Annotated in this window: 14 protein-coding genes and 1 riboswitch; of the genes, 9 read left to right on the forward strand and 5 right to left on the reverse strand. The window is 37.6% G+C overall.

Features of this window, described 5'->3' with window-relative positions; genetic code table 11:
* The first annotated feature begins 85 nt into the window (after positions 1 to 85).
* The 3 genes from BC008_RS26515 (at position 86) to BC008_RS26525 (ending at position 3,854) form a co-directional block, all read left to right on the forward strand.
* Positions 86 to 1,114 carry an iron ABC transporter substrate-binding protein gene (locus tag BC008_RS26515; protein ID WP_058182951.1) on the forward strand — a complete coding sequence of 343 codons (1,029 nt, stop codon included), beginning with the start codon at positions 86 to 88 and terminating at the stop codon, positions 1,112 to 1,114.
* On the forward strand, positions 1,115 to 2,707 hold the full coding sequence (locus BC008_RS26520; protein ID WP_027846269.1) for an ABC transporter permease: 1,593 nt from the start codon (positions 1,115 to 1,117) through the stop codon (positions 2,705 to 2,707).
* Between the two features lie 91 nt (positions 2,708 to 2,798).
* Positions 2,799 to 3,854 (forward strand): ABC transporter ATP-binding protein, encoded by a 1,056-nt coding sequence (locus tag BC008_RS26525; protein ID WP_027846268.1) that lies wholly within the window; start codon positions 2,799 to 2,801, stop codon positions 3,852 to 3,854.
* Positions 3,855 to 4,194: 340 nt separating this feature from the next.
* On the opposite strand, the gene BC008_RS26530 is transcribed toward BC008_RS26525, so the two are convergent.
* Positions 4,195 to 5,658: an FAD-binding protein gene (locus BC008_RS26530; protein WP_027843557.1), complete on the reverse strand. Its 1,464-nt coding sequence runs from the start codon at positions 5,656 to 5,658 to the stop codon at positions 4,195 to 4,197.
* A 531-nt stretch (positions 5,659 to 6,189) separates the two neighbouring features.
* On the opposite strand from BC008_RS26530, the gene BC008_RS26535 reads away from it, so the two are divergent.
* On the forward strand, positions 6,190 to 6,366 hold the full coding sequence (locus BC008_RS26535; RefSeq protein ID WP_027843558.1) for a chlorophyll a/b-binding protein: 177 nt from the start codon (positions 6,190 to 6,192) through the stop codon (positions 6,364 to 6,366).
* 252 nt (positions 6,367 to 6,618) lie between these two features.
* Here BC008_RS26535 and BC008_RS49700 read toward each other — a convergent pair whose 3' ends face one another.
* Complete coding sequence (locus BC008_RS49700) at positions 6,619 to 6,771, reverse strand: ABC-2 transporter permease (protein ID WP_161938058.1); 153 nt, start codon at positions 6,769 to 6,771, stop codon at positions 6,619 to 6,621.
* A gap of 237 nt (positions 6,772 to 7,008) precedes the next feature.
* A riboswitch (cobalamin riboswitch) is annotated at positions 7,009 to 7,188 on the forward strand.
* 21 nt (positions 7,189 to 7,209) lie between these two features.
* Here BC008_RS49700 and BC008_RS26540 point away from each other — a divergent pair.
* Together BC008_RS26540 and BC008_RS26545 are read left to right on the forward strand one after the other, a co-directional pair.
* Positions 7,210 to 7,635, forward strand: a complete 426-nt coding sequence (locus BC008_RS26540; protein WP_027843559.1) for a DUF1636 domain-containing protein — start codon at positions 7,210 to 7,212, stop codon at positions 7,633 to 7,635.
* A 147-nt stretch (positions 7,636 to 7,782) separates the two neighbouring features.
* Positions 7,783 to 8,319, forward strand: coding sequence for a GNAT family N-acetyltransferase (locus tag BC008_RS26545; protein WP_027843560.1), 537 nt, complete (start codon positions 7,783 to 7,785; stop codon positions 8,317 to 8,319).
* Positions 8,320 to 8,462: 143 nt separating this feature from the next.
* Here the strand turns inward: BC008_RS26545 and BC008_RS26550 are convergent, their stop codons facing one another.
* Positions 8,463 to 8,813: a 4a-hydroxytetrahydrobiopterin dehydratase gene (locus BC008_RS26550; RefSeq protein WP_027843561.1), complete on the reverse strand. Its 351-nt coding sequence runs from the start codon at positions 8,811 to 8,813 to the stop codon at positions 8,463 to 8,465.
* Positions 8,814 to 9,189: 376 nt separating this feature from the next.
* On the reverse strand, positions 9,190 to 10,167 hold the full coding sequence (locus BC008_RS26555) for a sucrase ferredoxin (protein WP_027843562.1): 978 nt from the start codon (positions 10,165 to 10,167) through the stop codon (positions 9,190 to 9,192).
* A 1,786-nt stretch (positions 10,168 to 11,953) separates the two neighbouring features.
* Here BC008_RS26555 and BC008_RS26565 point away from each other — a divergent pair.
* Both BC008_RS26565 and BC008_RS26570 read left to right on the forward strand, forming a co-directional pair.
* On the forward strand, positions 11,954 to 13,462 hold the full coding sequence (locus tag BC008_RS26565; protein ID WP_153009499.1) for a hypothetical protein: 1,509 nt from the start codon (positions 11,954 to 11,956) through the stop codon (positions 13,460 to 13,462).
* 76 nt (positions 13,463 to 13,538) lie between these two features.
* A complete protein-coding gene (locus BC008_RS26570; protein WP_027843563.1) occupies positions 13,539 to 14,666 on the forward strand; it encodes a DUF1822 family protein in 1,128 nt (375 codons plus the stop codon).
* Positions 14,667 to 14,901: 235 nt separating this feature from the next.
* Here BC008_RS26570 and BC008_RS26575 read toward each other — a convergent pair whose 3' ends face one another.
* Entirely contained in the window at positions 14,902 to 20,544 is a 5,643-nt protein-coding gene (locus BC008_RS26575; RefSeq protein WP_058182954.1) for an nSTAND1 domain-containing NTPase, read from the reverse strand.
* 1,059 nt (positions 20,545 to 21,603) lie between these two features.
* On the opposite strand from BC008_RS26575, the gene BC008_RS26580 reads away from it, so the two are divergent.
* Positions 21,604 to 26,766: a chemotaxis protein CheB gene (locus BC008_RS26580; protein ID WP_058182955.1), complete on the forward strand. Its 5,163-nt coding sequence runs from the start codon at positions 21,604 to 21,606 to the stop codon at positions 26,764 to 26,766.
* Positions 26,767 to 26,786 lie beyond the last annotated feature (20 nt).

Consider the following 26,786-nt stretch of genomic DNA (forward strand, 5'->3'; position numbering starts at 1 on the left):
AACTAAGTAGAGACCTAGGATGTGATATCTCTACGAATCAATTTAACTACCTGAGACATATAGTTTTTAATGGAGTCAGCAGTCTATGAGAAACATAAGACGGAAGTTTGTTTCCCTTGGATTAGCAGCCGTTGCAACTGGTTTGAGTTTTGCTAGTTGGGGTTTGGGTACAGAAACAGCTCAAGCACGTCGCAAAACTTTGGTAATTTATTCCGGTAGAAGCGAGAAGTTAATTGGTCCGTTAATTAAGCAGGCTAGAAAAGATTTAAATTTAGATATTAAAGTACGCTACGGTAAAACAGCTCAGTTAGCGATCGCGCTTTTGGAAGAAGGTAGAAATAGCCGCGCAGATTTATTCTTCGCTCAAGATGCTGGAGCTTTAGGTGCAATAGAAAGAAGAGGGCGTACTTTACCTATCTCATTCCGACAATTGAATAAAGTACCTGCTCGTTTCCGTTCCCCAAGAGGAAACTGGATGGGAATTTCCGGACGTGCTCGTACTATTGACTACAACACTAAGTTAGTTAAAAAAAGCCAATTACCAAAATCAATTTGGGAATTAACTAAACCCAAATGGCGTGGTAAAGTCGGCTGGGCTCCTACAAATGCTTCATTCCAGTCATTTGTAACTGGTATGCGAGTAATGTATGGCGACAAAAAGACATTAAAATGGCTCAAAGCTATGAAAGCTAATGGCACCAAAAAATACCCCAAAAATACTCCTATTGTTAAAGCATTAGGACGTGGTGAAATTCACCTCGGGTTGGTAAACCATTACTATTTAGCTCGGTTCCAAAAAACCAATCCTAAGTTCCCTGTTGCTCATCACTATACCCGCAGAGATCCAGGTGCAATGATCAATGTGGCTGGAGTATCAGTCCTGAGGACTACCGATCAAAGAAGAGACGCGGAAAGATTTATCAACTATCTACTCAGTCGTAAATCTCAACAATACTTTTCTTCTAAAACCAAAGAGTACCCCCTACGTAAAGGGATTGCATCTCCCAAAGGACAAGTACCTTTGTATCGACTCAGAGCGCCAAGAATCAACCTAACCAAATTACACACTCTCGAAGCAACCTTGAAGTTATTACAAAAAGCAGGAGTTATCTAAATGTCAAAAGCGGTTCGCCCCCCATTATTTCTCACAATAGCGGCGGTGGTGGTGGCGACCGCCATCGCCCTACCCCTAGTCTATTTAACGATCCGCACGGCATTTATTGGTGGGGAAGATTTATGGGAGTTAATTACTCGCCCCCGCAATTTAATGATTCTGGTCAATAGTGTCACCATGATGGCGATTGTGGCATTATTATCTGCAATTATTTCGATACCTTTGGCATTTTTAACGGTACGGACAGACTTACCTGCTCGGCGGTTTTGGTTAATAATGACAACATTACCATTAGCTGTTCCTAGCTATGTGGGTAGTTTTGCCTTGATTGCTGCTTTTGCACCCCGGGGAAGTTTTCTGCAGTTATTACTACAACCTTTTGGTGTAGAAGAATTGCCTTCTATATATGGTTGGCCGGGGACAATGTTAGCATTAACTTTGTTTACCTACCCATACATGTTACTGAGCATACGTTCTGCTTTGCAAGGTTTAGACCCTTCATTGGAAGAAGCTGCTCGTAGTATGGGTTATAACAGCAGACAAGCTTTCTTCCGAGTAATATTACCGCAACTAAACCCATCTTTAATTGCTGGGGGGTTATTAGTTGCTTTATATGCTTTGCGAGACTTTGGGACGCCATCCCTAATGCAGTTTGATACTTTTACACAAGCGATTTTTGTCCAGTACCAAGCCAGTTTTGACCGTGACTCAGCAGCAGCTTTATCTTTAGTATTGGTTGCAATTGTATTATTTATGTTGTGGCTGGAAAATCGCACCCGTTCCCGTGCAGGTTACTACACCCGGGGTTCAGCATCTTTGCGTCCAGCGAAAATGGTTAAACTGGGAAAATGGAAATTACCAGCCCTGATTTTTTGTGGAATCATAACTTTTTTGGGCGTATTACTACCTATAATTATCACTGCATTTTGGTTGATTCAGGGATTAAGCACAAATTATGAATTTATCGATCTGCTTTCACCAGCCCTAAATTCAATTACTGCAGCAGGACTAGCTGCAATTATTACCACACTGTTTGCTCTACCAATTGCCATACTGTCAATACGCTTTCCCTCAAAAGTTATCGCCATTATTGAACGTTCTACCTATGTATCTTTTGGGGTCCCTGGCATTGTAGTTGCCTTGTCTTTGGTGTTTTTCGGTGCTAATTACTTGCCCATACTGTACCAAACCTTACCAATGTTGCTCTTCGCTTACTTGGTGTTGTTTTTGCAACAATCAGTGGGAGGAGTACGTACTTCCTTGTTGCAAGTAAATCCCCAAGTAGAAGAAGCAGCACGTAGTTTGGGAAATTCACCTTTGCAAACTTTGAAAAAAGTTACGATTCCCCTAGTTAGCCCAGGTATTTTAAGTGGTGCAGTATTGGTCTTTTTAACTGCAATGAAAGAACTACCTGCAACCATGCTATTAGCACCAATAGGTTTTGATACCCTAGCAATGGAAATTTGGAAAGCTACGGAAAATGTTGACTTTGCTGATGCTGCTGCTGGATCCCTAACAATATTATTGGTATCAATGATTTCGACTTTCGTTGTCCTATCTCAAGAGAAAGTCAAAAGTAAAGCAAAGGTGTAAAACTATCTTGGAAATTATTATTTTGGAAGCAGAAAATAAGGAATTTCAATTTTTATTCTACTCCCCAATCTTTAGTTCCTAATCGCCAATCATGGAAAAAGTAATTCTAGAGTTAAAAAATATAACCAAAAGATTTTCTGAAAATCCGATCCCTGCTGTTAATGATGTATCTTTAACATTGCAACAGGGCGATATTTTAGCACTGCTAGGTCCTTCTGGTTGTGGTAAAACAACATTATTGCGAATGATTGGTGGTTTTGAGGAAGCATCCCAAGACGGAACAATAGAAATTGACGGACAAATAGTTTGCAGTTCTGATACTTGGATTGCGCCAGAAAAACGCGATATCGGGATCGTTTTTCAAGATTATGCACTTTTTCCCCATCTGACTGTTGCTCAAAATGTTGCTTTTGGTTTGAAAAATCTCAATAAGGAGCAAGTACAAAAGCGAGTGACGGAAGTTTTAGATTTAGTCAGCCTAAAAAACTTAGAGGAACGTTACCCCTACGAACTTTCTGGAGGACAACAGCAACGTGTAGCCCTTGCTCGGGCTTTAGCACCCCAACCAAAGCTGATGCTTTTGGATGAACCCTTATGTAATCTTGATATCCAAGTTAGATTAAGATTGCGACAAGAAATCCGGGACATTCTTAAAGCTGCAGGAACTTCAGCAATTTTTGTCACTCACGATCAAGAAGAAGCTCTTGCAATTTCTGATGTTGTTGGCGTCATGCGTCAAGGAAACTTGGAACAACTTGGTACTCCGGAAGAAATTTATACATGTCCGGCATCACGATTTGTTGCAGAGTTCGTTACCCAAGCAAATTTTCTACCCGCTACCCGTAAAGGCGAACTTTGGGAAACAGAAATTGGTTCTTTTCCTGTAGAAAGAGGTCAAATCCAAGATTCTGTAGCAGACACAGGAGAATTAATGATTCGTCAAGAAGATTTAATTTTGAAAGCAACCCCAGATGCTTCGGTAAATATTCGCAGTCGAAGATTTTTGGGACGGGAATACCGTTATTGCTTAGAAACTCTTTCTGGTAGAGAAATTCACGCGCGGACATTAACCCATACAGTTTTACCGGAAGGTGCATCGGTAGAACTTGCGATCGCGGATAATGCTGTACAAATATTTCCAGATTAGATTTCTCCAAATTACATTTTTGAGCTTCACATCCTCCCCATCCGTTTACTAAATTAATTCGGGTGGGGATATTAAAAAGCTTCTTCATTTGAGATTCGGCTTTAACCAGCAAATCATAATACCAATTTGGAAAAATAATGAGACAGATAGATTTCTGTAGAGACGTTGCAGAGGCTAACGCCGACGCCGCAGGCTCTGCAACGTCTCTACCGGAGAATCTGTTGCAATGATTTATCGAATTGGTATAACTTTCTTGAGCAGGTACACCAGAGTTATCATCGACAAATAAGTCACAATTCCTCTCATTATCAGTGCTGTACCAGAAAGATTCTTGTGTCATTTATTGATTGAAAATTCCCTGACCAGGAGTCAGAATATTTTTGGGATCGAGGGATACTTTTTGCCGTCGAAATTTATTCCAGCTTCGAGCAAAGTGTTCTATCCAGTCTTGTGGGCTGAATGGAAATGCGCTAATGCGGTAGCTCTTACCTCCTTGGTCTCGTGCTTGTTCAAATAAGGAGCGATTGGCAGCCACCATTGCTTGAACAGTATTTGGATCATCGGATGGAGCAGTGCGAAGAATACTGAAAAGATAAATGATCTCCTCAGACGGAACTTTAATAAAGGGACGGGTTAACTTACTGCGCAGAAATGGATACAACAAAATTGGTCCATTTACATCTGTGGATTTTAGATTTTGCAGCACTTGGTGAATATAAGATTCCACTTTTGAATTAGGAATGAAAAGATCTAGCCAAGGATGAGGAAACTGCCAAACACCACTTTCTTGTAAAGCAGCGACAAGCGGTGCTAGGCGATTTTGCCAGTCGAAATAACTAAATTCATCAATAGTCGTTCCACCATCAGGACTCAAGCCATCTAGCAATGAATCGCTGGGAGCTTGGGGTGGGGTATAGTAACTGGCAGCCTCTAAGAGATAGGTCCAGCCTGTTGTAGATGAAGGGTTTGCAATTACTTGCCCTTCGAGATAGTTAAATCGACCATCTGTGACAGCTTGATTTTGGTCTGCGATGTACTGTTGCAGACTTGTATAAGAAAGTTGATAAACTCTGGCATGGGTAGGAGCCCCAATTAGAGGTAGAGTTGTTTGGGTGATAATGCCAAATTGACCTAGACCTCCAATAAGTGAATTAAATAAACTAGGCTTTTTGTTTAGGGAAGATACAGTTGAAACACCTTTGCCAAGTATTGCTTGCACTTCTAATACGTTGTCGGCAAACAAACCAAACTTTTGTGTATGCCCTCCAATACCACCAACCTGTAAAAGCCCTCCTACAGATAGTCCAAGGTAATCAGGAAACACCTTAGGAGTTAATCCTTGAGCTAAAGTTGCCTTCAAAAGATCCAGTATCAGTACACCTGGTTCCACAATGACTTGTGTGGAACTAATGTGATGAATCTTATTTAAGGTTTTGGAGTCAATGACCACACCAGCATCAACTTGAGCTTGACCATAAGTGGTGTGTCCTTGTCCTCGCATTGCAACTTTGATTCCAAATCTGTTGGCGTAACGAATTATTTTTGCAATATCCCTTTTAGAACCTGGTTGTAATACCGCCATGGGGGTTTTTTTAATGATATGACCGAAATCATCAGCTACAGCAGCTAAAGATTCAGGGTCGAGTAAAAGTTGACCATCTAAATTAGGAATGGTGATTGAACTGGTAGATTGGGCTTGTACGTCAGTAATCCATAATTTCTCTACCGGGTCAAATGCTATGACACCAATAGTTGCCGTTGTTCCTATTAGTATGTCTCGACGCTTAATCCTTCCAGTATTCATGTTTAATAAAGTCTTAATACTAAAATAGTTTTAAAAAATTCCAACAAACAGGCGTGTAACTCGATCAAAAATCTGCCTGGATTGTAAATTTACCAAATCTCCAATTTCAAGAATTTTCCATGTAACTTAATGAAAGAAATGAGGTAGTAATTTCCATGTAGTGAAACCTAAATATTAATTACTTAGTAAGTTGGTAATTTGAAAGAATGTACTTATGAATTTGCTAAACCTTGACTTCGATAAAATGCCACTAAGGATTGGAGCATTATGTGGTTTCATAATCGCTGTTGGAATTTTGTCAACCGGTCAAAATATTTTTGCAACATAAGCAAATACATTTTATACAAGCTTTTCAATAGATATCAGCTAAAAATGGATAAACTTCGACCGCAGCGCGTAGCGATCGCAGTTAATTTAATCATAATTATAGTTAATAAGTATATAAACTCATTTACATTTATTAATAAAAATTCGCTATACTCTGAAATGTAAATTAACAAATTATGTTTTCTCCACTTTGGAGTCGCTATTATGCAAGATACAACCAAAACCGCAACTTCCGAACCCGGTAATAATGCTTGGCGTTGGGGCTTTACTCCCCAAGCTGAAACTTGGAATGGTCGTTTGGCAATGCTAGGCTTTTTAGCTGCTGCTTTGATTGAAGTATTCTCTGGTCAAGGTTTTCTCCACTTCTGGGGTATTCTGTAAGTCTTAATTTCTATAAGTCTTAACTCAGACAATATCAGACAGTAGATGAAGGGTAGTGTTTAATTATAATTACCTTTCATCTATTTACAAATATCCCTAAGAAGTTTAATTATTATTTTGCTACAAAATAACATAAGAAAGCACAACTTGTAGAATTGTTTTATAGATCGCTTTGATAGGCTTTTATTGCAAGGGTACTGAACACAGCAGTCAGTAAAAAACTCCATAGCAAAGCTTTCAAGAGTTCAACTGTCACCGACCACCAGAGGAAAGAGTACGAAGCGCCTGAACTGCAGAAGAAACCGGATTAAATTCTACAAAGCCCTGAAGCCATTCTGGAAAACCTTCTTTTGGTACATAACCGATACTCAAGAAAGTAAGAAGCAGCAACCAAGGAATCATCACATCTTGAATCGCCTCTGCAGTTATTGCGTACTGTAGGTATTACTTTTAAGCGCGAAGCGCAGGCTACGCCAACAAAAATCAAATATGAGTCCTATATGTTGTCAATAAAAGATTGTGAATAAATATCTTTATTATAGGAATTAGTTTTTTATTTTGTTGCAACTATTGAAGAGTCTAAAATTATTATCGTCAGAAATTCCTATTAATAATTTGATAACTTCAATCATCTTTATGTTACCTTAAACAAATAATGTTGGTTCTAATGGAAATTAGCCATTAGAGGTAACGGGGAAAGTTTGGTGTAATTCCAACACTGTCCCGCAGCTGTGATGAGGTCAGTTAAATGAAATCTTGTTTCATTTAATCTCTAGATCAAAATCTCTGAGTCAGAATGCCCGCCAACAAAAACATAACTTAGCTACAGTCTACGAGGTATAGATGGAAGCCCAACATACTATGTTTGTCTGCACCACCTGCGCCAGTGTATGGGAAGATGGAAAACGCATCGGTGAAAGTGGTGGCGAAAAATTATTTCAGCAATTGCAACGAGAACATCAAAACTGGGAACTAAAAGGAAGCTTTGCGATCGCACCAGTTAAATGCATGAGTGCATGTAACCGCTCCTGTACAATTTCTTTTGCTTTTCCAGGGAAGTCAACATATCTTTTCGGTGACCTTTCCTCTGAGCTATCAGAACAAGAAGTTGCAGGAGTGTTTGAATGTGCTAGCAAATATTACGCTCATACAGAAGGTTTGTTACCTTGGGCACAGAGGTCTGAACCTCTTAAGAAAGGTATTTTAGCAAAAATTCCAGCGCCAGTAGTAACAGCGGTCGAGGAAGCTGAAATGAGCGTAACAGCATAATTTATTTTTGATTTATTCTGCCGGTTCGTAGTTACGCTCTAGTGCTCTAGGGTAAATCCTAAGTAAATGAGTACTGTCTACCCTAGAGATAGTTGCAGCTGTTAACTGCATATGAAAAGCTGATAGCAGCTATGAACCGAATCTGAAATGAATATTCCCCGAATAGAAACCAAACGATTAATATTGCGCGGTTTTCAAGAAAAAGATCTCGATCCATACACCGAGATGTGCAATGACTCCGATGTGATGCGTTATATCGGTACAGGAATAACTCTATCTCGAGCGGAAGCTTGGCGCAATATGGCAATGATTATTGGTCATTGGTACCTACGGGGTTATGGTTTGTGGGCTGTAGAAGAACGTCAAACCGGAGAAATGATCGGTAGGATTGGTTGTTGGAATCCCGAAGGCTGGGTTGATTTTGAAGTTGGTTGGATGCTACGTAAAGCTTATTGGGGTAAAGGTTTTGCCACAGAAGCCGCTCGAGTTGTAATGGACTATGCTTTTACAAGTTTGCATCAGCCTCGAGTTATCAGTTTAATTCTTCCTGAAAATCTGGCTTCTCAACGCTTAGCTCTAAGACTAGGGGAAAAATTGGAAGGAAACACAGAAATATTAGGCAATAAAGTCAGAATTTACGGAATTTCCCGAGAAAAATGGCAAGCGATTAAAAGTAAGAATTAAGAAGTAAGAATTAAGAAGTAAGAATTCAAAAGTCAAAAATCTTTCTTCTCTTGATATCTCATGAGAACCCAGTCTCTGGAGTTCTGGGTTTATTTCTTCGATCAACAATCAATGACCAATTACCAATTACCAATTACCAATGACTATTTAACCAATTGTTCAGAAATTTTATCTGTTTTTGCAGCCATCACAAAATCATTTTGATGGAGACCACCAATATCATGGGTCCACCAAGTTACTGTGACTTTACCCCACTCAGTCAGTAAAGCTGGGTGATGTCCTTGATTTTCTGCTTCCTCACCAACTTTTTGAGTAAAAGCCAAAGCTTTCATAAAATTAGAAAACTTATAGCACTTTTCTAAACGTTTTTCTCCATCTTGTTCTTTTATTTCCCAATCTGTTACTTGTGCTTGATATTGTTTTATTTCTTCGTCATTTAACTTGGAACTATTTCCCGAACAAGCAACACATTTTTGTTGTGAGAGATCTGCCATTGTTTTAACCTCGATTTACTACCTAGTGAGATTGGGTATCTCACTTTGAGAATTTATACTTTTACGATTGATTCTGCAATCTCTCTGTAGTCACAAATTAGCGACTGCTTACCAGTAAGAAGGGATAAAATATTTGTCAGCTTTCGGTTCAGAAGCCAAAAAAATTATCCATAAAAATGGATAATTAATCTTACGGTTATAGGATTTGATTTACTTATAATCTAGCTATAAGTTTATCAACTATATTTTTATATTCCATTTGTTCGCGTGCGTAATCGTTTTTTAAAGCAATGAATTTTATAAAGTTGTGATAGCACCTACGGATATTATCCTGTGCTACAAAATTGGAATACTTCCCTTTACTCCCAAGAAAATATTATGCAACACAAGTGGCTGATTGACTTGAAGTTAATGTTAGACTTGCGACGCTATATTTGGCACAAGTAATTTTTTCTGTTGCATTACAAGCGGCTTGTAAAGTTATACTTTTGAAATCATCTTTTACCAACTTTGCTTTAAAAGTATGTAGGGATTCATCTGGCTTTTCAAAACTTAGTCTAGCTTGGAAAATACAACCATCGGGACTTTCTTTTAAGATTTTAGCTTCAACTTTGTAATTGAACCAGTCCCACCCATGAACAAGCATTAATTCTCTTTCTAAAACTTGAATTGGTCTTGGCAAAAATCCCCAACCTCGATAAACTTTAATTAAATTTTCAATCTCGCCACTACGGGTCAAAATAGATTGAAATGAATTTAAGTCAAGTTTGCCATAGTATCTACCATCGGGTAGATCTATCATAGTTGGTGCAAACCTATGTCCTCCAAAATGGCTTGATTTCCAAATTCTCACATTTTTCAAGCCCATTTCGGTAATTTTATTCGATGCATGGAAGTAAAATCGACCACCATACCTCGCACAACATTTGTCATGGCTACCATGAGTACAAATGAGAAAATCTCGGGTGATATCCGTACTTACTTCATATCTGGAAGGTTTTCCCTTTAACCATTTTTTTATGGTTGTTGCCGCTTGCTCAATATTTTCTAATTTAAATTCTCGTTTGCTGTAACCGTTCCCTAAACCTTTATTACTTTCATAAATTAAAAGCGTAGTAGAATCTACTTTATGGGATATATTATTAGCAATCAGCAAAAATCGAATTGGTAGTTCGGCTTTCTTACATTCTTTAACTAAAACACTTAAATTCTCAGGTACCCATTTAGAATGAAAAGCTGATGACATCCAAGGCTGAGGACATTCAATCAAAATATAAGTTTGATTATTGGTTGCAGTTCCAATCAGTTCTTCTCCTTGTTTTCGTGAATTATCAGCACAAAAGAAATTGCTCATTTTTACCCTTTGAAATTGAATAAGTTATGTCTAAACAAACAAAAAATTAAAAATTCACTACAAATCTGACTAATTATAGTATCCTTAGATTATGTAATTAACTTCAGGCAAATAGGGTAGAATTACATAATTTATTGACCAAAATTACTTAAAAAATTCACTACCAATAAGCGTTCCTCCTGCATACTTTTAGGGAAAAGGATAGAAGGTTATTTAAATACAATTTTTCTAAATAATTAGTATTAGGTTTTTTTTTGAAATAATACTCATAAAATGTTCTTTTGATAAAGCAGATTATTTGCTTCAATAGATGCTTGACAGAAAATTTATTGGGTTTGTGCATAACAGCCTTTTGACAATCGGTCAACCCAATACTTGGGGTATCTGAATTTTCGTCCTTTCGGTATAACCCTTATCTTCCAAGTGCTAACGCTAATTTTCTTTAAAAAGAGAAAATACGTTAAACTCAAAAAAGTAATGTGGAGATTTGAAGGGGCAACACCAAAATAATGAGCCCAAGTTTCTATTACCATCATAACTAAATCTTTCATAAATTAGATATTTTTCTCAATTAACGTTGTGGCTGTTTATCCACTTCATCATCTATTTGTGCCTTATTATCACTGGCTGCTTTTATTAGGGTTACAAAACAGCATTTATTTAAGTGATATTATTTAATGCTAGTTTTTGTCAACTGTATCGCGAATGATTCTTGGTTTAATTTGTACGTAGGTTATACTTTTCAAAGTTGATAGTAAAAATTTTCAATTATTTACCGATCCTGGGTCTTTTATATATCCAAAGCTTTTGAGTAAAAATGCCTAATGGTGCAACAATTAGAGTGAATAGAACGCTCACTCAAAAAATATTATCCTTCTAAATTCGTCTTACCCCCTGAAACTCTATTGATAATTATTATCAATTTTTTCTGCCAAGAACCTGGTAAATTAAAAATTCCTATGGAATTTAGCAGTATTGATAATTTCTAGCTTTTAATGCTGCAATATCGATTTTTTGTTGTAAAAGGCTAAATTACTTAAAAAATCGATTGTTAACTTGGGTGTTCACCTCCTTTCTTATGCTAATTTATGGAGTATTTGGCAAGTATAGTAGATGAGAAAGATTGTTTTAGTTATATATTCAACTTTTTAGTCATTCTGACATTGATACCCAAAACCGGAATTAATACTAGTAAAGTCTTTACTAGGTATCAACCATATGACCGAAAATAATGGGATACAAGCCCCGTCCTTAAGCGGACAGCTTTATATTTCTTCCAAATTCTTCTATTAACTCGCTAACACTAATACCACGCCTACTTGCTTCTTCCTTCATGTTTCCCCAAACAGAATGAAAAGTATGGTTAGCCCATATTTGCTAATCAACAGAAAATCTTAGTTTCAGTCCAAGAAATTAGTCTTATTCCTATAAGAAGTTACCCAATTGAGTGAAAGGGGGAGTGTGGGAAGAGAAGGAGGCGTTTTTGTGGGAAATCACCTCGATCGCTAAGAAGAAATTCAAAAAATATAGTTTAATTTAATATCCTAGTTGCGCAATCTATGTAGGAAAGCATAAAAAAATGTATGGGTCGTCAAAAATGCACCTATACAGATACATGGGTTCAAAATCTTAGTAAAAAGACGCCAGTAACAAAATCGGCTTTCTTGTGGCTACCATGTTTCATAAATTGTCTAACTTACCCAGTTTATACATTACAAGTTGTGTTCTTGTTAAAAAAAAATTTATTGAGAACACACAAAATAATAAGATGCTAGCTCAAGGAACTATGGTTACCACATCAAGATATTGGAATATTTGCGTCATTAGCCCTCCAATGTATGAAAAAAGTAGAGTGAGAGGTGGTTATAAAGATGTCAAGCTAAATTTAGCAGAAGAATTCTTTAAAGTTCAGTTTCCGGACTTAGCTGTCTTAGAAAATCTTCCTAGTGAAGATGAAAGATATGTCCAAAGGATTTTGTGGCAAATTTTCTATCATGGCGAGACTATTAGAGAGCGCGCTTTAGCCGGATTATGTCTCAGGTGCTATATATCCCAGAATATCTTAATTGCTTGTCGTAAAATCGCAGCTTATAAGCCCGGAAATGAAAGACCGTTTACGTACGTCGATTTACTCCCATTCGTCCTCAACGATGATGGTAAGACCCTCATCGTTTTGGACAGAGATGGGAAAAATCAAATCATGTTAGGTGCTAATGGGGAATCTCGCTTACTGGAAAAGGAAGGAAGGTTTTTTAGTGTTGAGATTATTCGAACATATAATCCCGAACTGAGCAAAAGTCAAAAGCTAGATAATTGGGTAATGAGACGGACTCCCCAGTGTCTTGAATTGAAGAAATATCTGTGGAGTTTTGGATATCGTACTCCTAGTGATTGGGCATTACTATGTAGGGATATTCCTAAGACCCTTGAGCCTCTTTTAGAGGTTAGCGATCGCAAGATTGTAGAAGTTTTTCATGCTGTTTATCGTCGCGACAGACTAAACTCGGGAAAGCAAGGATTATCTTCAGAACCGACAACAAAACAATTGCAGGAAATGATCCATTTACTGGGTCGTCAGGATCTTGTTTTTTCTACCCAAATACTTATTTATAATCTCAGAAGAATCGCGGATATTTTACGTCAAGATAAGCTTTCCAAAGAAACAGGAAGTCCGAGAACAGAATCAACGGAAATACCTGAGTATTCGGGTAATAATTTTATGCTTAATCCAAGTAATTATATACCCAACCCAAATTTACCACCTTCTTATAGTAACGATCCTGAAAAAATGGAATATCAGGATTTGCAAAATCTCTGTTCTGACTTAGCTATAGAAGTTTTATCTCAAGCAATCGCCCAAAAAATTGAGCAGAAAAAATTATCTTTAGCAAAAAGAAAAAAATACGCCTATTTTGCAGAAAAATTCCCGGAAGGACTACGGCTATATTACCAAGAAAAAAATCCTCGCAACTTAGGTGAAATTGCAAAATTATGGGGTATTGAATGGCATAAAGCCCGCAGAATTTTTAATTTAAGAGAACTTTTGACTGATATTCAATATTTAAGTGAGGAAATTTTTATGAATAAAATTATCCAACAACAGATAGATTCGCGTTTACAATTGGTATCCCAAGACCCAGATTATCTTAAGGAGGTGGCTGAGGCAATTAGAGGTTTTATCTACGATCTCGCTTTTGAAGAAGCATTTTCTGAAATTTTTACCCCTAAAAACCAAAGTAGAAATAGTTTATTTGCCCAATTGTTACGACAGTATCTCGACAATTCCAGATATTAATTGATAATCAATTAATTAATATTATTAACCACCAAAGAAGATTCATTTACTGTATATGAGAAATAAGGAAAGGAATATGATAAAATCATCGTTACCAATTCCCAGAAAACTAGCATCGCGACTAAAAATTATTGGTTTAGAACCAGAGGATTTTGAGAAAGCGAGAGAAATAAGTCAGGAAGTTAATGACGAACGATGTCGATGGCAAACTTATTTAAATGCATTAGCCTTATTAGGCTTTGCTGAATGGTTACAAGGGCAAATTCCAAATGTAAAAATAAATTCAGATAAATGCTCAGTATTACAACCTGAATGTACAACTAGCAGTAATACTATTTATCACCTACAAGTCGGTGCTTTTAAATTATGTTTAATCGTTGTTTATGAATTAAAGCATGAGTCTTTGAAGATAGCTCATGAATCAATTCAAGAAGTTAATCTAGCTTCACAATTTTATGTGTTAATTGAAGTTTTAGAGGAACAAGAAGAACTAATAGTTCATGGATTTATACGTTACGACGAAATTGCAAAATACCATCAATCGCTCCAGGGAGAATTAGAGGGAGTAAATTATGGTAAAGATTTCAGTGTACCCCTCTCTTGCTTCGATCCGGAGGTAAATAATCTGTTGCTATATACCCGGTTTTTGAAAGTAAATGCGATTCCTTTACCGGGGTATGGGCATAGTATAATAGATGCCACAAACAAGAAAATCAAGTCTTTGGTTGATATTGGTAAATGGTTGGGCGGAATTTTTGATGAAGGTTGGCAATCTTTAGAGGATTTTTACCCTCCTAGTTTATATTGGGAGGAACGTAAATCTTTATCTTGGGGACCTGCTCGAAGTAAATTCAAAAGTACTCAAAATCTTGAAATAACAGGGAGTAAAAAATACGATTTAGGGCTGAAATTAAAAAATAAAAAAGTCGCTTTAGTGATTCGCGTAAAACCTGATGATGAACTTAAAGATGAGAAAGATGTAATCGTACAGGTTTGTCCTGATGAGGTGCAGCAATATCTCCCACAAAACTTGAAGCTCAAAGTCATACTTAACCCAGATACTGAAAACTCAGACACTGAAGAAGTAATTGCAAGAAGTTCTGATAATTTTATTCAACTAGAGTTTAATGAATCTCCAGGGAAACAATTCAAAGTTGAAATTAGTTATGAAGAACTGGCTATAGTCGAGCAATTTGTGTTGTAACAATTACTTTTAAGTCAATTATATTAATTTGTAAGGATTGGTAATGGATAATTGGTGGTAACGCATGACCGATCCCAATCAAAAGCTGTAGTAGATCGCAAATAAGTGAGGTAAAGTTAAGCCCCAAAGGTAGAGATCGAGTGGGTTCAAAGAGTGTTCTACTCCTGACTCCTGATTACTGTTAGCAAAGCGGGGCGCGACCTAGCGTAAGCGTACTGTAAGTATTGCGCATAATTTAGCGGTAAAAGTTAACTTCACCACATAAATATCGCTCGTTCTCATTGACATCAGGATTGTTTCGCAGATACCCACGTATTAAGTTACATCCTTCGTCAATCAAATCTACTAGATCGAAGTTCCATAGCATCACTTTACCGTGACTTGATGAAGAAACAATTGTTTTGCCGTCGGGAGAGAAGCTGACGCTACGAACCCAACTGTCATTTCCTTTTAGGGCTTTGATTTCCCGACCGGTCTTTGCATCCCACAGTCGCAACTTACGGTCAGCAGATCCAGAGGCAATAATATTACCATCTGGGGAAAAGCTGACGCTGATTACCTTGTCGGAATGTCCTCTGAGGGTTTTAATTTCTTTACCTGTGTGGGTGTCCCAAAGTTTTATTGTGTTATCAACCGCTCCAGAGGCTAAGATTTTACCGTCGGGGGAAAAGCTAAGACTTCTAACTTCCCCTGAATGTCCTTTGAGGATATGAATTTCCCTTCTAGTGGAAAGATTCCAAACTCTAATGGTATTTTCATTAGAATTAAATGCGATAGTCTCACTGTCTGGGGAAAATTCTAGTGTTCTTACCCTTGTAGCTTGACTTTTATCGTTCTTAATTTGTTCCGGAATTAAAAGATTCCATATTTTGATGGTTCCATCCCTATTCCATATCGTTACGCTACCATCATCTGTACCAGAAGCAATCATTTTTCCGTTGGGGGAAAAGTTAACAGTATTTACTCCGCTAGCATGTTTTAAGGTTCTAATTTCTTTACCTGTAGAACTATTCCATAGCCTCACGGTGCGATCGCAAGATGCAGAAGCAATTATTTTTCCGTCGCTGGAGTAATCAATATCATTGATGGAACTGGAATGAAGCTTGATGTTTTCTTTTCTTCCCCCACTTTCAACATCCCGCAGTTTGACGCTACCATCACGGGAGGCAGATATAATATTTTTTCCGTCAGATGAGAAATTAACACTGGTAATTGTTCTATGGTGTCCTCTAAGACTTCGTATCTGCTTTCCTGTGGAGGTATCCCATAATTTTACTGTTTTATCCTTGGACCCAGAAACTATGGTTTTACTGTCTGGGGAAAAACTAAGGGTAGTAACTGAACGAGAATGTCCCCCAAGAATTTGAATGTTTTCTCCTGTGTTCGAATTCCAAAGCTTAATGTTATTATCTGTCGAACCAGAGGCGAGGATTTTACCGTTGGGGGAAAAACTGAGGCTGGTAACTGGGTGAGAATGTCTTTTAATCGTTCTGATATTTCTTCCCGTATTGGGATCCCACAGTTGGATTGTGCCATTTTGTGAACCCGAAGCAACAATTTTCCCATTGGGGGAAAAACTGACACTACCAATTCGGTGAGAATCTCCAGTCAAAGTTTTAATTACTTCGCCTGTGTTAGGGTTCCAGAGTTTAATAGTTTGGTCAACAGAACCGGAAGCAATTATTTTGCTGTTGGGGGAAAAGCTAATGCTGCTTACTTCTCCTGAATGTCCTTTCAGGGTTTGAATTTGTTTTCCTGTATCGGTGTCCCAAATTTTTATGATATTTTCGTCAGAAATTGAGGCAATAATTTTCCCATTGGGGGAAAATCTAATTTCTCTAATGGGGCGGTCATGGGCTTTTAGAGTCCGAATTTCTTTCCCCGTAATCATTTCCCAGATTTTAATTATGCCCTGTTCTGTTCCAGAAGCAACTATTTTTCCCAATCCTTGGGAAGTTTCTACATCGACGGGAGATAAGCTAAAACCTCTAATTTCACCGGAATGACCTTTGAGGGTATGAATTTCTTCTCCTGTGTTCCGGTTCCAAATTTTCAGCATCCCTGCACGAGAACCGGACGCAATACCTTGAGCTAATCCCTGTGGTGTTGAAATGTTGATGGGAGAAAAACTGACACTAATAACTTCATATTCATGTTTTTTAAATTTTTTTCTTTTTTTAAGAATATTATTGTCAATAGTATTCCAAATCCTGATTGTACCGTCAATGGAACCAGAGGCAATAGTTTTACCATCGGGGGAAAAACTGGTGCTTCTGACTCGATTGGAATGTCCTTTAAAAGTCCTAATATTTTCCCAATTTTTAGTATCCCACAGTTTGAGAGTATAGTCATTGGAACCAGAAGCAATGGTCTTACCATCAGGTGAAAAGCTAACGCTATTAATTGCACCCCTATGATGTTTAAGGGTTTGAATTACTGTACCGGTATCAACTTCCCAAACTTTGATTGTGCGATCGCTCGAACCAGAAACAATTAATTGACCATTGGGAGAAAAGTTGGCATCAATTACTCCCCCCCTATGACCTTCCAGGGTTTTAATTTCTCTTCCTGTGGCTACATCCCAAAGTTTTATCGTGCTGTCACTCGAACCCGAAGCTAGTTTTTGACCATCGCTTGAGAAATTAACACTATAAACTTCATGTAAATGACCAGTGAGGGTTCTAATTTCTTCTCCTGTATCCACATCCCATAGCTTGACAGTAGCATCACTAGAACCCGAAGCAATAATTTTACCGTCTGGGGAGAAAGCAACACTAATAACTCTTGATGAATGACCGGTAAAAGTCTGGATCGTTTCTCCGGTTTCAACATCCCAAAGTTTAATTGTACTGTCAGCAGAACCAGAAACAATTGTTTTACTGTCTGGGGAAAAAGCAACATCAATTACCGCACTTTTATGACCAGAGAGAGTTTTGATTTCTTCTCCCGTATTCGGATTCCAAAGCTTGATGGTGAAATCTCCAGAGCCAGAAGCAATTAAATTCCCATCAGATGAAAAGTTAACACTAATAATATCCCTTAAGTGTCCCTTAAGGGTTTTAATTTGATACCCATAAACGGTTTGATTTAATGTGGATATTACCTGCATGCGGGTTTCAGAGGGGATCCACGGTTTCAAGATATTTTGCTGGAGTAATTTACCTGCTTTGATTGCTTCCGTTAAAGCTGCTTCGTGGTCATTCTGAGTGAATAACTTTTCCGCAATACTGCTTATTTTCTCAACTTCAGCATCAGTCCTACGAATTTCACTGATACCAGCAAAGGTGGAAACTAACATCAAACCACTAACCAATCCAGAAATAGTCAGGTGTCGTCCGCGTTTGTGTTTGCGTCGTTCTTTATTTCTTTGTCTGACACTAGCACAGATAAAATCTTGCTCTACTAACGTCAATTCCTCAGGACGTTGTTTTAACCAATCTTGAGCGACCGCCAATCGAGTACCTTGTAATAAGGCTTCTGGATCGTACTTTTTATTTTCCCATTGGCGTACTTCCGGTTTCAAACGTTCTTGCCAAATTCGAAACTCACGGTTGCGTTCGATCCAATCCCGTAAGGTCCCCCACTCCCGAATCAAGGCTTCATGGATAATTTCTACGGTTTCAACTTGATTTGTTTTATCCCATCCAGTTACTACTAAACGGCGATCAGCTAAGCATTTGACTAGATTCCAGTTATTTTCTCCTACTTCTGCACGAGTCGCCATCCGTTTGGTATCTTCCGTACCCTCCCCAGGACGTAGCAATTGAATAAATATCCGTTCGGCTTGTTGTTTTTCTGCAACAGATAGGGGCTGTAATACTGAATCTGCATATTTGGCTAGGGCTTTATCTAAACCACCAATTTCCCCATAAGCGCGATGAGTAAGATACCATTTATTTGGTTTTTGCCAAAGTTGCGTCAGGGTGAACTCCAACAAAGGTAAACGCCCTGGCTGCTTTCCTAGATCGTCAATTAACTTACTAGTTAACCCTTGTTCTAATTCTACCTTCATTTTTTCTGCCGGTTTTTCTATTGCTACCCGCAATTCAGAAGGTTTCATGGGGGTAAGTAACATTGGTGGGTATGTCTGCAAATTTTCACCCATTGGTTGATAATCCAGTACTTTCCCCATGAAATCAGCCCTGAGGGTGAACACTAAAGTAAAACCTGGAGTAAATTTAATTGCATAAAGTAATGTATTTAAAAACTTTTGACGCTGTTCTTGTGCAGCCAAAGTATATATTTCTTCAAATTGATCGGCAATTAATACTAAGCGTTCCAATGGGCTGGAGGTACTAGAATTGACGATGTTTTCCACAATTTTGCGTAATTTTTTCTCATCGTCATGCAGATCGATTTCCAATGCCAATTCCTTTAACCTATAACTGTTTCCTGTGGTGGTGTCCTCCTCTTTACTATGTTCTGGCTCTTGGGATTTATAGTGGGCGCTCAGAGCTACAGCTAGTGCATCAAAAGGATTTTTCCCCGGGCGAAAAGATACAATCTTCACTCGATGGTTATTTTTCAACTGAGGGACTAAACCCGCAAACACAACAGAAGATTTACCACTTCCAGAAGCCCCAACTACAGGAACTAAAGGTTTATTCAACACAGCTTTAACTAAATCTGCGATAAACCGATCTCTACCAAAGAATAATCCTGCATCTTCTTCTCGAAAAGCAGATAGACCCTTATAGGGAGAATCGGGAAGTTTACCGGTAAGTCCACCCAAATCTTCCCAGGTCGGTGGTGGTTCTGTAGTATTTTGACAGATAATCGGTAACCAGTTTACTCCTGGAAGTTGGTTTTTAGTATCTTCAATATCTTTAAGTTCTTGGAGTTTGATCCTTGCATCTCGCATGGAAGCAAATAAAGACTTACCCCGAGCAAAAGAAACCAGAAAATACTCGAGAAAATATTGAGCAATTTTATCTGGAACGGCTTCCCGCCAAACAATAATGTAAGGTAATTTCAAATCTGACAGTTGTTCGGCTAAACCAAGTCCATCGCAAGAATTGAAAATTGCTAATTTCAAACCTTTGGTATTCGATGCACCCGTAGGACTGATCGCTTCACGGAAAGTATTCCTAATTTCTGCAATACTTAAATTTTCTCGCTGATTAATTTCAATAGAAGCTACCTGATTTTTTCGATCCGTTTGACTATGGCCACTATAAAATAGAATATCGCAGGGTTCATCCCATAGCTGAATTAATTCTGGACGTTTTGGTTGTGAGAGCAAAATTAATTCTGCTCCCCGTGGCTTTAACTTTTCAATTAGTTTTTTATCGGTATCGATATCTATATTGCGACCATCACCAAAAATGCTGGTAATCCTAACTCTTCTAAATACTTCCTCATGTTTCTGGCTTGTAATTTTATGTTCTGATTCATTTAAATATAAAGCAACTTCTACACAGTAATTGCCTGGAAAATAGTCCCATTCTCGCCAGGGTAACCGATGCAAAATATCCTTGGTTAATTGAGATGTAATATCCTGAGTATTGATATTAAGTATAGTTTCTGAATCGAAATTTAATTCAATTAATGATTTTAATTGTAATTTTAGATTTGAAAGCCAATCATTTAATTGAAAACGTAAATCTTCGGCAAGTTGATCGCATTCTTGATATTCGTCAAACCAGGAAAAGTTAGTAGTTTGCTTAAGCTTAAAACCCATTCTCACAGGATTAACTAAGCTGGTGTAGCTGTTTTTCCATTTTTGATATGATACAGGGATTTCAGGTGCTGGAGGGAGTTGAATTTGTCGTGTGGTAGATTCGCTATTACTACTAATTATCTTTACAATGTTAATATTGTTACTAAAACCTCGTTCAAAACAACCATCACCAAACTTTAAACTTACTAAGTTTTGCATTTTTACATCCCTACTATCATTAATTTTGCACAAATCTTACTTTCGTCCCAAAGGTAGAATGTATTATCAGTGCAAGTTTGTTTTTTTACGTTTGTTTTTGTTAAAATAACTCGTCAGTGTTTGAATTATCACCAATAAATAAAGAATAGAATTTTAATTTATTATCCTAATATAGAACAGCTGTTTATTTACTTACTTTATGTTAACTATAGATAAAATATAATCTCCATCTAGTTGTAAAAATTAGACATGAATTAAACAAAAAGGAAAAGATAGTGACCTACACAATAAACTAAAAACTCAAGAGGGTAAATTATCTATCTCCAAACAAATGCAAGTGTATACAAATTTAGCCATTGAAAGACAAATCTAATTTAATGCTGCAGATAAATCAAATATTAATCTTATATCTCTGAAAAATATTACTAAATATTTAGATAAATAGAGACAAAATATCATAAATAAAGAAGGAAGAAGGTCAATTAGTTGGGGTTTTAAACCCACTTAGCTCAAGGAAGAAAGTATTTGGATGCGCCCGCAAGGCGTTCACGTAGTGCATACAAACGATTGTGGTATTTTTATTAAGTTTAATTCTTTTTACTAACGTAACCCTGGGCTAATATATTCCTTCTTCCTTTCGCCGTTTGCACGCAGCAAGCTGTTCACGTAGTGCGTCCAAACACGCAGTGCGTCCAAAGGCAGATAAACAAAGCTCGTATCCCTAATCCTAAAGTCGAAAATATCAAGTCAACATCGGAACCAAAAAAAAGCGCAGTGAATATGAGAAAAAAGGATTTAAAGTATAGTAATCTTATTTGCCAGTATTCTTGGTTAAGTAAATAAGGACTAAAATTTTCAACTAACTAAAATTTTCAACTAACTAAAATTTTCAACTAACTAAAATTTTCAACTAACTAAAATTTTCAACTAGATTAAGATTGTCAGTCTAAATCTCAAATTCTAAATCCCAAATACTTAAGATAAATCAAGATATAGGAAGATTTAATTAATAGGATTATATTATATGACGATAGTCGCTACTTTTCTAGATAGTCGTTTATGTCAGAATATGAATCTGGTGTAAATTCATCCACTTCCGAGCAAAAGGGAAATTTTTTTGTTGTCGGTATTGGTGCATCAGCAGGTGGACTCCGCGCCCTAGAGGAGTTCTTCGAGCATATGCCAACGGACAGCGGAGCTGCTTTTGTAGTAGTTCAGCACCTGTCACCAGACTTCAAAAGTTTGATGAAGGAATTACTAGAGCGACGTACCCGTATGGAAATATATCGGGTAACAGAAGGAATGAAATTGCAAAGGAATTCAGTGTATTTGATTCCTCCGGGTAAAAATTTAGTCTTAAAAAATGGAAAGCTACATTTATTAGAGCAAGAAGAGCGCAACCGTCACGGACTGAACTTTCCCATCGATATTTTCTTAGAATCTTTGGCTAAAAACTATGGGGAAAGAGGGATTGGTGTGATTTTGTCGGGGACTGGTAGCGACGGAACAAAGGGTTTAAGGGCAATTAATGAAGCAGGAGGGTTTGCAATGGTACAAGAACCCACAACTGCTGAATTTGATGGCATGCCTCGAACAGCCATCGCTACGGGAGTAGTAGATAGAATTTTATCACCCCAAAAATTAGCTCAGACGATCTATCAGTTGGTACAATCGCCTAATTCGCCAGATAAAAGTGATACTAACCCAGTAGGATTGTTCAAACCCCATAACTTGGAACGTATTGCCAATATTTTGGCACAGCACGAGCAAACCGATTTTTCTCATTACAAAACTAGTACTCTCTCTCGACGGATCCACCGCCGCTATTTGATAAGTGGTTGTAACAATCTAGATGAGTTTATTCATCTGTTAGAAAACTCCTCCCAAGAACGGGCAATTTTACGGCACGATTTGCTGATCAGCGTAACTCAATTTTTTCGCGATCCACTGGCGTGGAATTTTTTGGAAACTGAGGTGATTCCCCAATTAATAGCTAAAGCCAATCCTCAAGAAGAGTTACGTTGTTGGGTGACTGCTTGTGCAACTGGGGAAGAAGCCTATTCTCTGGCAATGTTGCTTGATGAAGCGGTTACTAAATCCAATAAACCAGTAAGATTTAAAATTTTCGCCACTGATATCGATAAGACAGCATTAGAAAAAGCTACCCAGGGTATTTATCCCCAAAGCATTAGTAACGACATTAATCCCCAACGATTGGAACGTTATTTTTTGCGGAAGGATAATTGTTTACAAGTAATTCGTAAACTAAGAGAAAAATTATTATTTGCACCCCACGATATTACTAAGGATGCCGGGTTTACCCGGATGAATTTAATTAGCTGTCGCAATGTATTGATATATTTGCAGTCAGATTTACAGCAACAAGTATTACGCAATCTTCATTTTTCTTTGGTATCTAAAGGAGTTTTATTTCTGGGAGAAGCAGAAACTTTAGGTCACATCGAACCAGAATTTCAGCACCTAGATAAAAAAAACAAAATTTATCAAAAACGGCGAGATGTCAAACTGAATATACCCATTAGGGGTGTTGAAAAAATATCCCGTCAACTACTTACTTATGTTCCATCAAAAAACCAATCGGAAAATCATCTCGAACCGATTTTGGATAGAACCTTGAGCGCTTTTTTAGAGAAATACAAGGCTACCTGTTTTTTAGTAGATCGCGAACATAAGATGTTTCATTCCTTTACCAATGATGGTATTAACGTTCTGAAGGTACCTTCTGGGAAAACGACAACTGATATTACTAAAATGATCGTTCGCGATCTACAATTGCCTTTAATTACAGCTCTTCATCGTGCAAAGCGAGAGCGATCGCCAGTATCTTATACGGGTATTAAAATAGAATTAGAAAATCGGGAATGTAGCCTGAAACTGGAGGTCACTTATCATGAAAGCAATAAATTAGCCTCGGATTTTTTTTCCATTGTCATTCAGGAAGATGAAGTCTTCCATCAACCTTCAGGAGAGAGGTTTGAGGCTGATGCTGAAGCTTCCCAAAGAATTATAGAATTAGAGTATGAGCTACAGCAAACCCGTGAGAATCTGCAAGCAGTAATTGAAGAACTAGAAACTACTAACGAAGAACAGCAGGCTACCAATGAAGAGTTGACAGCTTCTAATGAGGAGTTGCAAAGCACTAATGAAGAGCTACATTCAGTGAATGAAGAACTATATACGGTTAATGCAGAATATCAATCAAAAATCGGCGAATTAACTGAATTGAATAATGATATTGATAATTTGCTGCGGAGCACGAATATCGGGGTGGTATTCTTAGATCGAGATTTAAAAATTCGTAAGTTTACTCCCGCAGCTACTGTTGCTATTAATTTAGTTGAAGCAGATATTAATCGTCCCCTAAAACACATTACCCATAATCTTAACTGCCCTAATCTGCTCGAATTACTCAAAGCAGTCATTGAAAGCCAAAAAGGTTTAGATAAAGAAGTTAAGTTAGTGGAAGAGGATTTTTATTTATTGATGCGAATTAATCCCTATCTGCTCGAAGATGGTCATTTAGATGGGGTAGTAATTTCTTTCATTGATGTTGACGAACTCAAAACCATTCAGCAACAAATTTACTTAGTTAATGAAGAACTCAAAGAATCTCAACTACAATTACGTCAACTCAATCAAAAATTAGAACAAAGAGTAGAAGAACGGACTCAAGCTCTACAAAAATCAGAAGTGAGATTAAGAGCAATTTTAGCTACAACTTCTTCGATGGTTTATCTCAAGAATACCCAAGGGCGATATTTACTAGTTAATCGACAGTATTTGGAATTACTGAATCTAACCGAAGAACAAATTTTAGGTAGTAGTACTCGCGATATTTTTCCCGAGCAGATTGCTGATGTGTTAAACGCTAACGACCGGCAAGTTTTAGCTGACAAATCAGTTTTACAATTTGAAGAAGAAATTCCTGTGGCTGACGGTAGCCTTCGCACCTATATTTCTAATAAAGCACCTTTAATTGATAATAATGGCGAAGTTTATGCTATTTGTGGGATTTCTACGGATATCAGCGAACAAAAACATACCGAATTAGAATTAAGGGAAGGGGCAGCCAGAGAAAGAACTTTGCTTAGTTTAGTTGAAAAAATCCGCCAAACTCTAGATTTAGACGAAATATTCCAGACTACAACCACAAAAATACGAGAAACTTTAAAATGCGATCGCGTTGCCCTGTATCAATTTAACTCTAATTATGGTGGGGAGTTTGTTACCGAATCAATGGCTAATGGTTGCATTCCCCTTATAGGAGGAGATCTATTACAAAACCCTTGGAATGATACCTATTTGCAAGAAACCGCAGGGGGTAGATATAAGAATCACGAAACTTGTGCTATTGATAATATTGATGAAGCCGATTTTAGCGATTGTCACCGCGAAATTTACCAACAATTACAAGTAAAAGCCTTTTGCATTGCTCCTGTTTTTCAAGGCGATACACTTTGGGGATTGCTCGCGGCTTATCAAAACACATATCCCCGTCAGTGGAAAGATGGAGAAGTTCGTCTGCTAACTCAAACTGGTATTCAATTAGGTATCTCCATCGCTCAGGTCGATCTATTTACCCAAATTCAAAACCAATCCTTACAATTACAACAAGCCAAAGAAACAGCGGAAGCGGCGAATCAAGCTAAAAGCGCTTTCATTGCTCATACTAGTCATGAATTACGAACTCCTCTGAATGCAATTTTGGGATTTGCCCAAATTCTCCAACAAGAAATAGGTTTTAATGCAAAACAGCAACGAGGAATTGAGGTGATTCAGCGTTCTGGTCAACATTTGCTGACTTTGATTAATGACATTCTCTATATTGCCAAAATTGAAGCAGGAAAACTCAATTTAGAATCAACAGATTTTATTCTGTCTTCGTTTTTAAATAATTTAGAAGCAATGATTCGTATTCGTTGTCAGCAAAAGGGAATTGAATTTGAGCATCTTATTCTTTCGGATTTACCCCCAATAGTACGAGGAGATGAAACTCGTTTGCGTCAACTCCTACTCAATCTTCTGAGTAATGCAGTTAAATTTACCCCTAGAGGAAAAGTCACTTTTAGCGTCGGCTATGTTCGAGATTTTACTAAAGACAACCGGGATGCGATCGAGACAGATAACGCTGATAAAATTCGTTTTCATATTGCAGATACAGGAATAGGTATTCCCTCAGATAAGTTAACAGAAATCTTTTTACCTTTCCAGCAATTAGACCATCATCAATCATCTCAAGAAGGTACAGGACTTGGTTTGAGCATCAGTCAAAGTATTGCCGAACAGATGGGTAGTAAAATTTACGTTACCAGCACTTTTGGAGAAGGAAGCGAATTTTGGTTTGACATAAATTTTGCTCATGGGCAATATTCTGTAGAGTCGCTAGCAGATAAGACTAATAATCTTAAGATTACTGGCTATCAAGGAGCAAAGCGTAAAATTTTAATCGTAGATGATTTAGATAATAATCTAGAAGTTTTAGTTAGTTTTTTGACACCTCTGGGCTTTGAAGTCATCCAAGGGAGTTCGGGAACTGAGGCGATTGCTAAAACCGAAAAGCATCAGCCAGACTTAATCATTTTAGATTTGATAATGCCTGAAATGGATGGTTGGGAAGTAACCCGAATCCTGAGACAAGAATCAGCTTGGCAGGGTTTACCCATTATTATGGTTTCTGCCAGTACCCTTTCTGCCGATGAATCCCAATGTTACCAAGCAGGAGCAAATGCTTTCCTCGCAAAACCTTTAAATTTTGAAGAATTACTGAGACTTTTAGAACATTATCTCAAGCTTGAGTGGACAACTCAGGATGGTTTAACGCGGTCGCTCCTTAGTTCAAAAACTTCTAGTTCGGAAACTTCCAGTTCAAAAACTTCTAATTCGGAAACTTCTAATTCAAAAACTTCTAATTCAAAAACTTCTAATTCGGAAACTTCTAGTTCAAAAACTTCTAGTTTGGAAACTTCCCAAATAAAAGCTAGCAACGATTCGGAATCGATAGTTATCCCTACAACACCAGAATTGAAACAACTGTTGGAACTGACAATGGAAGGAGATATCCGAGAGGTATTATCCCAAATAGAACAATGGGAACAAAATCAATCTCAATTGATGCCTTCAATCCAACAAATACGACATTTAGCCCAAACTTGTCAGCTGAGAAAACTCAAAGAATTACTCAAACAATATCTCAAACGGTAGTAAGTAGGTTAGCAAGAAAA

It is taken from the genome of Mastigocoleus testarum BC008, from assembly GCF_001456025.1.
Taxonomy (GTDB): Bacteria; Cyanobacteriota; Cyanobacteriia; order Cyanobacteriales; family Nostocaceae; genus Mastigocoleus; species Mastigocoleus testarum.

Coding starts and splice junctions, on each gene's coding strand:
- BC008_RS26515 (WP_058182951.1), top strand. CDS start 86: ATGAGAAACATAAGACGGAAGTTTGTTTCCCTTGGATTAGCAGCCGTT.
- BC008_RS26520 (WP_027846269.1), top strand. CDS start 1,115: ATGTCAAAAGCGGTTCGCCCCCCATTATTTCTCACAATAGCGGCGGTG.
- BC008_RS26525 (WP_027846268.1), top strand. CDS start 2,799: ATGGAAAAAGTAATTCTAGAGTTAAAAAATATAACCAAAAGATTTTCT.
- BC008_RS26530 (WP_027843557.1), bottom strand. CDS start 5,658: ATGAATACTGGAAGGATTAAGCGTCGAGACATACTAATAGGAACAACG.
- BC008_RS26535 (WP_027843558.1), top strand. CDS start 6,190: ATGCAAGATACAACCAAAACCGCAACTTCCGAACCCGGTAATAATGCT.
- BC008_RS26540 (WP_027843559.1), top strand. CDS start 7,210: ATGGAAGCCCAACATACTATGTTTGTCTGCACCACCTGCGCCAGTGTA.
- BC008_RS26545 (WP_027843560.1), top strand. CDS start 7,783: ATGAATATTCCCCGAATAGAAACCAAACGATTAATATTGCGCGGTTTT.
- BC008_RS26550 (WP_027843561.1), bottom strand. CDS start 8,813: ATGGCAGATCTCTCACAACAAAAATGTGTTGCTTGTTCGGGAAATAGT.
- BC008_RS26555 (WP_027843562.1), bottom strand. CDS start 10,167: ATGAGCAATTTCTTTTGTGCTGATAATTCACGAAAACAAGGAGAAGAA.
- BC008_RS26565 (WP_153009499.1), top strand. CDS start 11,954: ATGGTTACCACATCAAGATATTGGAATATTTGCGTCATTAGCCCTCCA.
- BC008_RS26570 (WP_027843563.1), top strand. CDS start 13,539: ATGATAAAATCATCGTTACCAATTCCCAGAAAACTAGCATCGCGACTA.
- BC008_RS26575 (WP_058182954.1), bottom strand. CDS start 20,544: ATGCAAAACTTAGTAAGTTTAAAGTTTGGTGATGGTTGTTTTGAACGA.
- BC008_RS26580 (WP_058182955.1), top strand. CDS start 21,604: ATGTCAGAATATGAATCTGGTGTAAATTCATCCACTTCCGAGCAAAAG.